Origin of the sequence: Streptomyces phyllanthi, assembly GCF_009377205.1 — a bacterium.
In the GTDB taxonomy this organism is placed as follows: Bacteria; Actinomycetota; Actinomycetes; order Streptomycetales; family Streptomycetaceae; genus Streptomyces; species Streptomyces phyllanthi.
Window position 1 is genome coordinate 1 of the sequence record NZ_VJZE01000237.1, and the last position, 13,835, is coordinate 13,835.

Below are 13,835 nucleotides of genomic sequence, written 5' to 3' on the forward strand. Positions count from 1 at the left end.
CAGCGGGGCACATCCATCCACCCATCCACCCATCCACCCACTCATCCACCCATACCCCCATCACGTCGAAGGGACGACGGACGACGATGTTCCATCCCAGACGAATACTCCACACCCTGCTGCCGGCCCTGGCCGCAGGACTCGCCCTCACCACCCTGCCCGCACAGAGCGCCACCGCGGCGAGCACCCTCACCAACGGCGGCTTCGAGGCCAACGGCACCGGCACCGCCACACCCACCGGCTGGTCCACCTACTCGGCGGCCGGGCAGAACTCCGCCTCCTACACCGAGTCCGGCGGCCACGGCGGCAGTTACCGCCTCACCCACTGGTCGTCCTCGGCGTACAAGGTGGAGACCTACCAGTACCTCTCCGGCCTCACCAACGGGAACTACAAGCTCACCGCATGGGTACGCTCCGGCGGCGGCCAGAAGTCGGCCTACATCGCGCTGAAGAACTGCGGCAGCACGGAGCAGCGCACCGACATCCCGGTCTCCTCCAGCGGCTGGATCCGTATCGTCACCTCGGTCGCCGTGACGAACAACCAGTGCACGATCAGCATCAACTCCGACGCCAACGCCGGCAACTGGATCAACGTCGACGACCTGACCTTCACCTCGGGCTCGACCGGCCTGTCCATCAAGGGCTCCGACGTCTCGTCCCTCGCCAAGAGCGAGGCCAAGGGCGGTGTCTACAGGGCCAGTTCGGGCACCACCGGCGACCCGCTCGCCATCCTGAAGTCCGCCGGGCAGAACTACGCCCGCCTCAAGGTGTGGGTGAACCCCGCCGACGGCTACAACAACAAGACACGCGTCCTCGCCATCGCCAAGCGCGTCAAGGCTCAGGACATGAAGCTGCTGGTCGACTTCCACTACTCCGACACATGGGCCGACCCGGGCGCCCAGTCCAAGCCGTCCGCGTGGGCCGGACACTCGTACAGCCAGCTGAGGACCGACGTCTACAACCACACGTACGACGTCCTCAACGCCCTGAAGGCACAGGGCACCACCGCCGACATGGTCCAGGTCGGCAACGAGATCAACGGCGGCATGCTCTGGAACGAGGGCTCCACGAACAACTGGTCGCAGCTCGCCGGGCTCCTCAACTCCGGCTACGACGCGGTCAAGGCGGTCAACTCCGGTACGACCGTGGCGCTGCACCTCGCCAAGGGCGGCGACCTGTCCGGCACCCGCTGGTGGTTCGACAACGCGGTCTCGAGCGGTGTGAAGTTCGACGTCATCGGCCTGTCGTACTACGGCTACTGGCACGGCACGCTGTCCGACTTCCAGACCACCCTCGACGACGCGGCCTCCCGCTACGGCAAGCCGGTCTTCGTCGCCGAGACGGCCTACCCGTTCCGGCTGGACAGCGAGGACTCGCACGAGAACATCATCGACACCACCGGTGAGCTCGTCTCCGGCTACGCGGCCTCGACCGCCGGCCAGACGCAGTGGATGAAGGACATCGCCAGCATCGTGGAGGCCGTACCCAACGGTCGCGGCCTCGGCGTCTTCTACTGGGAGTCCACCTGGACCGCCGTCACCGGCAACGGCTGGGACCCGATCGACGCCTCCTCCGGCAACGGCTGGGAGAACCAGGCCCTGTTCGGCTACGACGACAGGGCGCTGCCGGCCATGGCGTGGTTCGCGCACAGGTAGCCACCATCAGCCGCCGGTAGCCCTCAGCGGATACCGGCAGCCACCCGCTGATCGCCATCGCGGTACGGGCCCGGTCGCCGTCGCGCGGCCGGGCCCTCCCGCGTGTGCGCTTCCGTGACCGCCGGGTACCCGGGACGATGGCCGCCGCAGTCGGGCAAACGAGAGGCAGACATCGTGCAGTCGCGCAGCACCCCACTCGTACCGCTCCGGTACCTCGGGATCGGCGGGCGAGGGCCCGAGGACGTGGTCGCCGACGACCGGGGCCGGGTCCTGACCGGAGTCGAGGACGGCCGGATCCTGCGGCTGACACATGTCGCGGACCCCGTCCGCACCCGGGTGGAGGTGCTCGCGGAGACCGGCGGACGGCCGCTCGGGCTCGAACTCCTCCCGGACGGGGACCTGTTGGTCTGCGACGCCCGGCTGGGCCTGCTGCGCGTCGCCACGAAGGACGGGATCGTACGCGTCCTCGCGGACTCGGTCGGCGGCGAGCCCCTGCGTTTCTGCAGCAACGCCGTCGCCCTGTCGGACGGAACCGTCTTCTTCACCGTCTCCAGCCGCCGGTACGCGCTGGAGGAATGGATGGGAGATCTGGTCGAGCACACCGGGACAGGACTGCTGCTGCGGCTCGCGCCGGGGAGCGACACACCCGAAGTGCTCCTGGAGGGGCTGCAGTTCGCCAACGGCGTCGCGCCCTCGGGAGACGAGTCGTTCCTCGTCGTCGCGGAGACCGGCCGGCGCCGGCTCACCCGCTACTGGCTCACCGGGCCGAACGCGGGCACGAGTGAGCCGTTCGCCGAGGACCTGCCCGGCATGCCGGACAACCTGTGGCGCGGCCCGGACGGGCTGATCCGGGTGGCGCTGGCCGGACCGCGCGTCCCCGCCCTGGAGGCACTCCACCGCCTCGGCCCGGAACGCCGGCGCGCCGCGGCCCGTGTCGCCGTCCGCGCCCCGTTCCGGCCCCTGGGGTTCGCCGGAGTGGTGGCGGTCGACGGCGGCGGCCGGATCGTCCAGGAGCTGGTACGGCGGCGCTCCGGGTTCCGCATGGTCACCAGCGCCTGCGTGGCCGACGGGCGACTGGTCCTGGGGAGCCTGTGGGAGCGGGGAGTGGCGGTGTGCGAGTTTCCGGACGTGGCACCCTGAGTGATGTGACTGTTCCGCACCAAGACAGGCTCGACGTCCGTGACGTCGCCGACCTCGCCGTGCCTGTCCGGCGGCCGTCCCCGTGGCAGGGCCAGGCGCCCGTCGTGGCGGTGGTCGCGGTCGGCGGCGGAATCGGCGCCGCCGCCCGGTACGGCGCGTCGCTGCTGTGGCCCGCCCAGACCGGTGGCTTCCCCTGGACGACGCTCTGGGTGAACGTCGTCGGATGCGCCCTGATCGGCGTCTTCATGGTTCTGATCAGCGACGTGTGGGCGGCCCACCGGCTCGTACGGCCCTTCTTCGGCACCGGGGTGCTCGGTGGGTTCACCACCTTCTCCACCTATGCCGTCGACATCGAGCGGCTGGTCGCGGCGGGGCGTCCGGAGGCCGGTCTCGCCTATCTCGCCGCCACCCTGGCGGCGGCTCTCGCGGCGGTCTGGCTCGCCGTGACGGCGGCACGCCGGGTCCTGCTGTGGGGGCGCTCATGACGGGATTCCGCGAACTCACGGGCGACACGGGTAAGAGGTCGTTGTGAACTGGCTGCTCGTCGTCGCCGGAGGCATGGTCGGCGCGCCCCTGCGCTACCTCACCGACCGGGCCGTGCAGTTCCGGCACGACACCGTCTTCCCCTGGGGCACCTTCGCGGTCAACGTGGTCGGCTCGCTGATCCTCGGGCTGCTCACGGGCGCGGTGGCGGCGGGTGCCGCCGACTCCCATCTGCACCTGCTCGTCGGCACCGGGCTGTGCGGCGCGCTGACCACGTACTCGACGTTCTCGTACGAGACCCTGCGCCTCGCCCAGGACGGCGCCCGCTGCTACGCCGCCGCCAACGTCGCCCTGAGCCTGGCGGCGGGGCTGGGCGCCGCCTTCGCGGGAGTGGCACTCGCCCGCGCCCTGTGGGCGTAGAGCGCTGGTCATTCCGGTCCCGGGCCCGGTCACGTGGGCGTTCACCCCCTCGTAGGACGAGCGTCCGCGCCGTCCTCCGCCCACCGGTACCGGAATCCATGAGCCCTCTCAACCCGGATCACGTGGCGGCGACTCGGCTCTCCTTCTTTCTCGGAATTCCCGTTGCCCCGACCCGGCGCCCCTTGACAGCACCCTTACGTCACCCGCAGGATCACCTCCGTGAACCTGTCAGACAGCCAGACAGGTGGTTCGGTACCCCGGCGCGTCAGCGCCATGGAAGCGGTGCTCACCCACCTCCGCAGCGCCATCGAGCGCGGCGACTACGCCATCGGCGACAAGCTCCCCTCCGAGGCGGAGCTGTGCCGTCGACTGGAGGTGAGCCGCCCGGTCCTCCGCGAGGCGCTGCGGGCCCTCCAGGTGATGGGGCTGACCCAGTCCCGTACCGGCAAGGGCACCTTCGTGATCGCCAACGCGGTCGAGGACCCCACCTTCGGCGACTTCACCGCGAGCGACCTGCTGGAAGTGCGCCGCCACGTGGAGCTCCCCGTCGCCGGATACGCGGCGCGGCGCCGTACCCCGGAGAACCTGGACCACCTGGCCCATCTGCTGGACCGGATGGAGCGCGAGACCGACACCACCGCGTGGGTCGCGATGGACACGCTGTTCCATCTGGCCGTCGCCGAGGCCTCCCAGAACCCGGTGTTCCGCCGGGTGATCGAGGAGATCCGGGACGCGCTGGCCCGCCAGTCGGCCTTCCTCAACGAGCTGGGCGGCCGCCGTGAGCAGTCCAACCGCGAGCACCGGGCCATCGTCGAGGCGCTGATCGACGGTTCCGAGCACGACGCGGTGGAGGCCATGTCCCACCACCTCGACCGTGTCGAGACCACCCTCACCGACATCGTGCGTTCCCCCCGCACGGACACCCCCACGGAAGGCGGACCCGAGGCGTGAGCGAGCAGTCCCTCCAGGAATCCGCGGTACAACGGTCCCCACACGTCGACGCCGGCGACGAGGGCTACAGCAAGTCCCTGAAGTCCCGGCACGTCAACATGATCGCCATCGGCGGCGCGATCGGCACCGGTCTCTTCCTCGGCGCCGGCGGCCGGCTCGCCGACGCGGGCCCCTCCCTCTTCATCGCCTACGCGGTCTGCGGCATCTTCGCGTTCCTCGTCGTCCGGGCCCTCGGCGAACTCGTCCTGTACCGGCCGTCGTCCGGCGCCTTCGTGTCGTACGCCCGGGAGTTCCTCGGTGAGAAGGGCGCGTACACGGCGGGCTGGATGTACTTCCTCAACTGGGCCACCACCGGTATCGCCGACATCACCGCCGTGGCCGTCTACACCCACTACTGGGGCATGTTCTCCGACATCCCCCAGTGGGTGATCGCGCTGGTCGCGCTGGCCGTCGTCCTCACCGTGAACCTCATCTCGGTGAAGATCTTCGGCGAACTGGAGTTCTGGTTCGCGATCATCAAGGTCGGCGCGCTCGTCGTCTTCATGGTGATCGGCATCTTCCTGCTGGTCACGCAGCAGCCCATCGACGGCCACAACCCCGGTCCGGCCCTCATCACCGACAACGGCGGTCTCTTCCCCAACGGCTTGCTGCCGATGCTGCTGATCGTCCAGGGCGTCGTCTTCGCGTACGCCTCCGTCGAGCTGGTCGGCGTCGCGGCGGGCGAGACCGAGAACCCCGAGAAGATCATGCCGAAGGCGATCAACTCGATCATGTGGCGCGTGGGTCTCTTCTACGTCGGCTCCGTCGTCCTGCTGTCGATGCTGCTGCCCTGGTCGTCGTACAAGGCGGGGGAGAGCCCCTTCGTCACCGTCCTGTCCAACATCGGTGTCCCGGCGGCGGGCGGCATCATGAACCTGGTCGTGCTGACGGCGGCCATGTCCTCGCTCAACTCGGGCCTGTACTCCACCGGCCGCATCCTGCGCTCCATGGCGATGTCCGGTTCCGCGCCGAAGTTCACCGGGGTGATGAGCCGCAGCCAGGTCCCGTACGGCGGCATCCTGCTCACCAGCGGTATCTGTGTGCTGGGCGTCGGCCTCAACTTCGTGGTCCCGGCCGAGGCGTTCGAGATCGTGCTGAACTTCGCCGCGATCGGCATCCTCGCCACCTGGGGCATGATCATGATCTGTCACCTGCTCTTCTGGCAGAAGACCCAGACGGGCGAGCTGACCAGGCCGGACTACCAACTGCCCGGCTCTCCCTGGACCGAGCTCGTGACGCTGTTCTTCCTGGCGTCGGTGCTCGTCCTCATGTACGCCGACGGCGGCGCTGGCCGCACGACGGTGCTCTGCCTCCCACTGATCGTGGGGGCCTTGGTGGTGGGCTGGTTCGGGATACGATCCCGGATCGGCCGCCGTTCGACCGGAACGAAAGCGTGAAAAAGCAGTGACGTACGGCAGTTCAGCGGCCACCGACGCCCCGGCGACCCCTTCGGCGCCGGTGGCCGCGGCTCCCGCGATCCGGGAGCCCCTCCACGCCCCCGTCGCCCACCTCGTACGCGGTGGGGTCGTCGAGGGCATCCACTACGGCTCGGTGGTCGTCCTGGCCGCCGACGGCGGCGTCGAGCTCCAGATCGGTGACATCGAGGCCGCCTTCTACCCCCGCTCGGCGCTCAAGCCCGTCCAGGCCGTGGCCATGCTGCGGGCCGGGCTGTCGCTCGACGGCGAGTTGCTCTCGCTCACCGCGGCCAGCCACTCCGGCGAGGAACGGCACCTGGACGGCACCCGTCGGATCCTGGAGCTGGCCGGGCTCACCGAGGACCATCTGCGCAACGTGCGGGACATGCCGTACGACCCGGTCGTCCGGGACACCTGGGTGCGTGAGGGGCGGCAGCCGTCGCGGCTCGCGCAGAACTGCTCCGGCAAGCACGCGGCCATGCTGTACACGGCCGGGCTCAACGGCTGGTCCCTCGACGACTACGCCGACCCGAAGCACCCGCTCCAGCAGGCCGTCGCCGAGATCGTCGAGGACCTCACCGGGCAGGGCATCGCCCAGGTGACCGTCGACGGCTGCGGCGCCCCTCTGTTCTCCGTGTCGCTGCACGGCCTCGCGCGTGCCGCGGCCCGGATCACCACCGCCGCTCCGGGCACCCCGGAGCGGCTGGTGGCCGACGCGATGCGGGAGTACCCCGAGATGGCCTCCGGCGCCGGGCGGGACGTTGCCGCGATGATGCGGGCCGTACCCGGACTGCTGACCAAGGACGGCTTCGAGGGCGTCCAGGTCGCGGCGCTGCCGGACGGCCGCGCCGTCGCCGTGAAGATCGCCGACGGCGCCGACCGGGCCCGCGTTCCGGTCACCGCGGCCGCTCTGGCCCGCGCCGGTGTGGATCCGGCCCTGCTCGCCGGGTTCGCGGGTGCCCCGCTGTTCGGCGGCGGAGAGGTCGTCGGTCAGGTCCGGCCTGCCCGTTCTCTCGACCTCTGACGCCCCCCCACGTACGTCTGACCCACCCTCTGATCCACCCGTACTGCCGTACGAAAGAAGGCCCGTGCAGCCATGACCGCCGCGACCCACCGCAGAGAACACGACCTGCTCGGCGACCGCGACGTACCCGCCGACGCGTACTGGGGCGTCCACACCCTGCGCGCCACGGAGAACTTCCCCATCACCGGCACGCCGATCTCCGCCCACCCGCACCTCATCGACGCCCTCGCCGCCGTCAAGGAGGCCGCTGCCCGCGCCAACGAGGAACTCGGCCTGCTCGCCCCCGAGAAGGCAGCCGCCATCGTCGCGGCCTGCCAGGAGATCCGTGAGGGCAAGCTGCACGACCAGTTCGTCGTCGACGTCGTCCAGGGCGGCGCCGGAACGTCGACGAACATGAACGCCAACGAGGTCGTCGCCAACCGGGCGCTGGAGCTGCTGGGGCGCGAGAAGGGCCGGTACGAGCACCTCCACCCCAACGAGGACGTCAACCTCGGCCAGTCCACGAACGACGTCTACCCGACCGCCGTGAAGATCGCGACGGTCTTCGCCGTGCGCGAGCTGCTGAGGGCGATGGCGGTCCTCCAGGACTCCTTCGCCCGCAAGGCCGTCGAGTTCCGTGACGTGCTGAAGATGGGCCGCACCCAGCTCCAGGACGCCGTGCCGATGACGCTGGGACAGGAGTTCTCGGCGTACGCGGTGATGCTGGACGAGGACCGCAGCCGGCTCGCCGAGGCGGTGGAGCTGGTCCACGAGATCAACCTGGGTGCCACGGCGATCGGCACCGGCCTCAATGCCCCGGCCGGATACGCCGAGTCGGCGCGCCGCCACCTCGCCGCCATCACCGGGCTGCCGCTGGTCACCGCCGCCAACCTGGTCGAGGCGACCCAGGACTGCGGAGCCTTCGTACAGATGTCGGGCGTGCTCAAGCGCATCGCCGTCAAGCTGTCCAAGAGCTGCAACGACCTGCGCCTGCTCTCCTCCGGTCCGCGCGCGGGCCTGAACGAGATCAACCTGCCTCCCGTACAGGCGGGTTCCAGCATCATGCCCGGCAAGGTCAACCCGGTGATCCCCGAGGTCGTCAACCAGGTCGCCTTCGAGGTGATCGGCAACGACGTCACCATCACCATGGCGGCGGAGGCCGGACAGCTCCAGCTCAACGCCTTCGAACCGATCATCCTGCACTCGCTCTCCGAGAGCATCACGCATCTGCGGTCCGCCTGCCTGACGCTGGCCGAGCGGTGCGTCGACGGCATCACCGCCAACACGGAGGGGCTGCGCGCGGCCGTGGAGAACTCCATCGGCCTCGTCACCGCCCTCAACCCCCACATCGGCTACACCGCCGCCACCGACATCGCCAAGGAGGCCCTCGCCACGGGGCGCGGCGTCGCCGAACTCGTCCTGGAGAAGGGCCTGCTGCCCGCCGAGCGGCTCGAGGCGCTGCTCCGGCCCGAGGTCGTTGCGGGGAGCGGGACACCGCAGACGGTCTGAGGCCTTCGCCTCGTCCTCTGTCGTAGTGGGGTTCCCGTTCGCCCGCCGCGTGGGACTGCCCGGCAAGCGCGGCGCCGGCGGCGGGATCATCGCGGTCGTGCCGGGCGGTGCAGGCTGTGCGTGTGGAGCCCGGGCCTTGACGAGCACGGCAACTCGCCGGCCGGCGCGGCGGCCCCCGACCGCTTCACGACACGCACCGGACCGTCCGTGTTCCAGGGCGCTTCACGGCCCACCGGACCGAGGGACGCCGATCACACGGAGGTCACGCACAGGCCGCCCCCCGGCGAGCGGGGCGTCGCTTTCCGGACACTCCGTGTCGACACCCTGGCCCGGTGTTGGCCATGGTTCTTCCCGTCGATCTCCGCCGCTGCCAGGCGCTGGGCCTCGCCGGCTCCGCCGTCCTCGCGCTGGGGGGTGAGACCGCCGGGGCCCTCCCGGCCCGCGAGCTCCTCGCGCCCACGTCGGCGCACGCGGCGCTCGGCCTGGTCGGCGTGTACTTCGGCGTCGTCCTGCTGATCGCCGCATGGGTCCTGCTGGGCCGGGTCGTACGAGGGCCGGAGCCGCCGGCTCCCCGGTCCCTGCTGGTCGTTCTGGCCGTCTGGGCGGCACCGCTGCTGCTCGCGCCGCCGCTGTTCAGCCGGGACGTGTACAGCTACCTCGCGCAGGGCGCCATGGTCGAGGCGGACCTCGACGTGTACGCGCACGGGCCGGCGCTCCTCGGTGGGCCCCTCGCCGCCGAGGTGGCGCCGATGTGGCAGCACACCGCGACACCGTACGGACCCGTCTTCCTCGCCCTGGCCTCCGGACTGGCCGGTCTGACGAGCGGTCAGCTGCCCGCAGGACTCATCGGCATGCGCCTGATCGCGCTGCTCGGCGTGGGGCTGATGGCCGTGGCGCTGCCCCGTCTCGCCCGGCACAGCGGCGTGGACCCGGCCGCCGCCCTGTGGCTGGGCGCCCTCAACCCGCTGGTGCTGCTGCACCTGGTGGCCGGGGCGCACAACGACGCCGTCATGCTCGGGCTGCTCGGCGTCGGGCTCGTCGCGGCGCGCGGCCGCTGGTACGTCGTCGGCGTCGTCCTCGTGACCCTCGCCGCGCTCGTCAAGGTGCCCGCCGCGCTCGGCCTGCTCGCGATCGTCGTGATGCGGGGACGCGTCCACGCCGTGCGCACGACCGCGACGACGGTGGGCGCCGCCCTCGCCACCACCGTGGTGACCACCGCCCTGACCGGCACGGGATACGGCTGGATCGGCGCTCTGCGAACCCCGGTGTCCCCGGGCAACTGGTCGCCCACCAGCGTCCTCGGCCGCGTCACCGGCGACGTACTGCACCGTCTCGGCAGTGAACTGGCCCCGCTGGCGCTGCCGGTCTGGCACGCGGCGGGGCTCCTCGTGACGGCCGGTGTCGTCCTCCACATCTGGCTGAGGCTGCGTCCCGGACCTTTGTACGCCCTGGGCCTGAGTCTGGCCGCCGTGGCGGTGCTCGGCCCGGCGATCCGGCCCTGGTACGCCCTGTGGGGGCTGTTCCTCATCGCCGCCGCCGCTCCCGAGGGCTCGGTGCGCGCACGGGTCGCCGCCGCCAGTGCGGTGCTCGCGCCGGCGGTCATGCCGAGCGGCGCTCCACCGGACGCCGGACAGGTCGCCCTGGCCGTGTCGGGCAGCGCGCTCGCGCTCGTCATGCTCTGGCAGGCCCACCAGGCGGCCCGGGCACCACTGCTGGAGCGGACGGTATGACACCCGTGCTCCCGGCCACCGACCGGCGGCGCCTCCTGCTGCTGACCGGCCTCGCCACCGCCGTGACCGTCTTCACCGCCACCGTGCCCCTGCTGCGCGACTGGTTCGATCTGCGCGTCTACCACGGGACGGTCGACGCCTGGGTGCACCACGGCGGCCGCATCTACGACTACCGCGTGCCGGGTACGGCGTACGGGTTCACCTACCCGCCGTTCGCGGCCGTCGGGATGCTGCCGCTGGCCCTCGTCGGGCTGGACACCGCGATCGCGCTCTGCCTGCTGCTCAACCTCGCCGCGCTGGCGTTCGTCCTGTACGTCCTGGCCGGACCGCTGCTGCGCCGGTACGGCTGGTTCGGCGCCGCCCTCGCGGTCTGCCTCCTCGCCCTGCTGGAACCGGTGCGGGACACCTTCAGCTTCGGGCAGGTGAACCTCCTGCTGCTGGCCCTCGTTCTCGGCGACGCCCGGCTGCTGTCCACCGGACGGGCGCGCCGGGCGGGCGTCGGCATCGGCCTCGCGGCGGCCGTGAAGCTGACCCCCGCCCTGTTCATCGCCCTGCTCCTGGTCGCCCGGCGATGGCGCGCCGCCGGGCTCGCGACCGCCGTCGCCGTGGCCGCCACCACGGCGTCGGCCTGGGTGGCACCGGGCGCCTCCCGCTTCTACTGGACCGAGGCGCTGTGGGACACGAGCCGTATCGGGCGTCTCGACTACGTCTCCAACCAGTCGTTGCAGGGCGTACTGGCCCGCCTCGCGGAACCCGCCGAACCCAGCCGTGTCGTCTGGGCGTCACTGGTCCTCGCCGTGCTGGGCGTGGGGGCGTGGCGGGCGCGCCGGGCGGTGGCGGCCGACGACTGGATCGGCGCGTTCGCCGTCACCGGGCTCACCGCGTGCCTGGTCAGCCCGATCACCTGGGTGCACCACCTGGTGTGGCTGCTGCCGTCGTTCGCCGTGCTGCTCCGGCATCGCAGGCTGCTGTGGGTGGCGGGCAGCCTGTACGCGGTGCTGTGCAGCAGCGTCGTATGGCTGTGGTTCGACGACGCCTCCGGTGTGGACGGCTTCCTGGGCGGCAACACGTATGTGTGGATCAGCCTCGGTCTGCTGCTGTGGCTGCCCGTCGGTCAGTCGCCCTCGACCCGGCCCGCCCCGAGCCGCATGACCAGCGCGATGGCCGCCGCGCCCAGCCCGGCGGCAGCGGCGATGAGGCCCGCCACGGGCCAGCCGGGACGCGAGGGTGCCACCTTGGCCTCCTTCGTGGCGACGGGCTCCGGCTCGGACCCCGCCCGTGCCGCGGGGCGCGGCGGGAGCAGCGACCCCACGGGGTCGACCCGCCCGGCCGCCCGGAAACCCCAGTCGAGCAGCGAACGCGCCTCCTCGTACACGGCGGAACCGCCGCCCTCCTGAGGTCTCATCACCGTGACGACCAGAGTGCGCTCGCCCCGTCTGGCCGCCGCGATCAGTGTGCTGCCGGCGTTGCTGGTGTAGCCGTTCTTGACGCCGATCAGGCCCGGATAGCGGGCGACGCCCTTGGCGCCGCTGAGGAGGCGGTTGGTGTTCTGGATGGGGAACGCCGAACCGTCCGACGGGAACTTCGCCTCGACCGTGGCGCAGTACCGCGCGAAGTCCGCGTTGCGCAGCCCGGCCCGGCCGAAGACAGCCAGGTCGTACGCCGACGAGACCTGCCCCGGCGCGTCATACCCGTCGGGCGACACGACCCGTGTGTCGAGCGCCCCCAGGGAGCGTGCCTTCGTCTGCATCTGCGCCGCGGTGGTGCGCCAGCCGCCGTTGAGCGCGGCCAGGACATGCACGGCGTCGTTGCCGGAGCTGAGGAAGACACCGCGCCACAGGTCGGCCACGCGGTAGGTGCGGTTCTCCTTGATCCCGACCAGGCTGCTGCCCTCGCCGATGCCGGCCAGTTCCTCCGGCCTGACGGTGTGCTGGATGCCCGCCGGAAGGGATGGCAGCACGGTGAGGGCGAAGAGCGCCTTGAGGGTGCTGGCGGGCGGCAGCCTGCGGTGTGCGTCGTGCGCGGCCAGCACGTCGCCGGAGTCGGCGTCGGCCACCACCCACGACACCGCGGAGACGTCCTCGGGCAGTCGCGGGGCCCCCTGCCGTGGACTCACCTGTGTCCCGGGCCGGTGCAGCGACGGCTGCTCCCGCGGCGAGGCCGTCCCACGCGGAGACTCGGCGTCCGCGCTCGGGCGGTCCGACGCGGCGCCGGGCGGGAGGGCCAGCACGCCGACCACACAGACGGCGGAGCAGGCGACGGCGGCACGGGAGGAAAATCCGATGGTCATACCGCCAACGTAGGAACGCACACGGCGTCCGCCAGCCCGCCGGGGCCGACCGGGCGGATCGAGCACCCGGATGCACCAAGAGGTGCCGGCGGTGGGCGGGACCGTCAGGAGGCGGGGAGCGTGGGCTGGACCTGCCGCAGGAAGGCGGCGTTGTCCGGGGTGGCGCGCATCCGCTCCAGAAGCGTCTCCAGGCTCGCCCGGTCCTGGCCGTCCCGCGACCGCAGGGCGCGCCGCAGTCCGCGTACGGCCGTCAACTCGCCTGCGGACAGCAGGAGCTCTTCGCGGCGGGTGCCGGAGGGGGTGATGTCGACGGCCGGGAAGATCCGCCGCTGGGCGAGGGCGCGGTCCAGGCGGAGCTCCATGTTGCCGGTGCTCTTGAGCTCCTCGAAGAAGAAGTCGTCGGCGCGGGAGCCGGTCTCCACAAGGGCCGTGGCGAGGATGGTGAGCGAGCCGCCCTCCTCGGTGCGGCGGGCGGCGCCGAAGAGCCGCTTGGGCCCGTGCAGCGCGGCGGCGTCGACACCACCGCTGAGCGTGCGGCCACCGGCGGCGGCCGCGTTGTTGTGCGCCCGGCACAGCCGGGTGAGCGAGTCCAGGAGGATCACGACGTCCTCGCCCTGCTCGACGAGGCGCTTGGCGCGCTCCACGACGAGTTCGGCGACGGCGATGTGCTGCTTCGGCGTCCGGTCGAACGTCGAGGCGTACACCTGGCCCCGTACGGAGCGCCGCATGTCGGTCACCTCCTCGGGGCGCTCGTCGAGCAGCACCACCATGAGGTGGCACTCGGGGTGGTTGCCCGCGATCGCGGCGGCCAGCTGCTGGAGCAGCACCGTCTTGCCCGTCTTGGGCGGGGCCACGATCAGTCCGCGCTGGCCCTTGCCCACGGGCGCGACCAGGTCGACGACGCGCCCGGTGAGAGAGCTCGCGGGGTGTTCGAGACGGAGCCGGTCGTGCGGGTGCAGGGGAGTGAGGTCGCGGAAGTGGGGACGGCCGCGCAGTTCACCGGGCGTACGGTCGTTGATCCGCTCGATCTCGGTGAGGGCGCACCGGTCGCCGCGTACGCCTTCGACGGTGTCGCCCTTGCGCAGTCCGTACCGGCGGACGAGCGCGGCCGGGACCTGCGGGTCGTCGGGGGAGGACAGGCAGGAGTCGGTCCGCAGACGGCCGTGCCCGCTCTGCGCGAGGTCGAGGACGCCCCAGACG

The 13,835-nt window shown here is 71.6% G+C and carries 11 protein-coding genes and 2 pseudogenes; 11 read left to right on the top strand and 2 right to left on the bottom strand.

Annotated elements, in window-relative coordinates; all coding sequences use genetic code 11:
- The first annotated feature begins 86 nt into the window (after window positions 1–86).
- The 11 genes and pseudogenes from FNH04_RS27760 to FNH04_RS27810 all read left to right on the top strand — a co-directional run bounded on the left by FNH04_RS27760 (window position 87) and on the right by FNH04_RS27810 (window position 11,742).
- On the top strand, window positions 87–1,655 hold the full coding sequence (locus FNH04_RS27760) for a glycoside hydrolase family 53 protein (RefSeq protein WP_152788533.1): 1,569 nt from the start codon (window positions 87–89) through the stop codon (window positions 1,653–1,655).
- 174 nt (window positions 1,656–1,829) lie between these two features.
- Window positions 1,830–2,795, top strand: a complete 966-nt coding sequence (locus FNH04_RS27765; RefSeq protein WP_322724020.1) for an SMP-30/gluconolactonase/LRE family protein — start codon at window positions 1,830–1,832, stop codon at window positions 2,793–2,795.
- Between the two features lie 5 nt (window positions 2,796–2,800).
- Complete coding sequence (gene crcB / locus FNH04_RS27770) at window positions 2,801–3,280, top strand: fluoride efflux transporter CrcB (RefSeq protein WP_322724021.1); 480 nt, start codon at window positions 2,801–2,803, stop codon at window positions 3,278–3,280.
- Window positions 3,281–3,323: 43 nt separating this feature from the next.
- Window positions 3,324–3,698 carry a fluoride efflux transporter CrcB gene (gene crcB, locus FNH04_RS27775; RefSeq protein ID WP_322724022.1) on the top strand — a complete coding sequence of 125 codons (375 nt, stop codon included), beginning with the start codon at window positions 3,324–3,326 and terminating at the stop codon, window positions 3,696–3,698.
- A gap of 273 nt (window positions 3,699–3,971) precedes the next feature.
- A complete protein-coding gene (locus FNH04_RS27780; RefSeq protein WP_152788541.1) occupies window positions 3,972–4,649 on the top strand; it encodes a FadR/GntR family transcriptional regulator in 678 nt (225 codons plus the stop codon).
- A complete protein-coding gene (locus FNH04_RS27785; RefSeq protein ID WP_322724023.1) occupies window positions 4,646–6,085 on the top strand; it encodes an amino acid permease in 1,440 nt (479 codons plus the stop codon). Before FNH04_RS27780 ends, FNH04_RS27785 begins: the two co-directional genes overlap by 4 nt.
- A gap of 7 nt (window positions 6,086–6,092) precedes the next feature.
- A complete protein-coding gene (locus FNH04_RS27790) occupies window positions 6,093–7,127 on the top strand; it encodes an asparaginase (protein ID WP_386574480.1) in 1,035 nt (344 codons plus the stop codon).
- Window positions 7,128–7,199: 72 nt separating this feature from the next.
- Entirely contained in the window at window positions 7,200–8,615 is a 1,416-nt protein-coding gene (aspA, locus tag FNH04_RS27795) for an aspartate ammonia-lyase (protein WP_152788534.1), read from the top strand.
- Between the two features lie 37 nt (window positions 8,616–8,652).
- Window positions 8,653–8,828: pseudogene (locus FNH04_RS27800) on the top strand (glutaminase); the annotation flags it as partial.
- Between the two features lie 128 nt (window positions 8,829–8,956).
- Window positions 8,957–10,345, top strand: coding sequence for a polyprenol phosphomannose-dependent alpha 1,6 mannosyltransferase MptB (mptB, locus tag FNH04_RS27805; RefSeq protein ID WP_152788535.1), 1,389 nt, complete (start codon window positions 8,957–8,959; stop codon window positions 10,343–10,345).
- Complete coding sequence (locus FNH04_RS27810) at window positions 10,342–11,742, top strand: glycosyltransferase family 87 protein (RefSeq protein ID WP_152788536.1); 1,401 nt, start codon at window positions 10,342–10,344, stop codon at window positions 11,740–11,742. Before mptB ends, FNH04_RS27810 begins: the two co-directional genes overlap by 4 nt.
- A gap of 62 nt (window positions 11,743–11,804) precedes the next feature.
- On the opposite strand, the pseudogene FNH04_RS27815 reads toward FNH04_RS27810, so the two are convergent.
- Window positions 11,805–12,635, bottom strand: a pseudogene (locus FNH04_RS27815) (D-alanyl-D-alanine carboxypeptidase family protein); the annotation flags it as partial.
- Window positions 12,636–12,739: 104 nt separating this feature from the next.
- The coding region (gene rho, locus FNH04_RS27820) for a transcription termination factor Rho (RefSeq protein WP_152788537.1) at window positions 12,740–13,835 on the bottom strand (1,096 nt) is incomplete at its 5' end.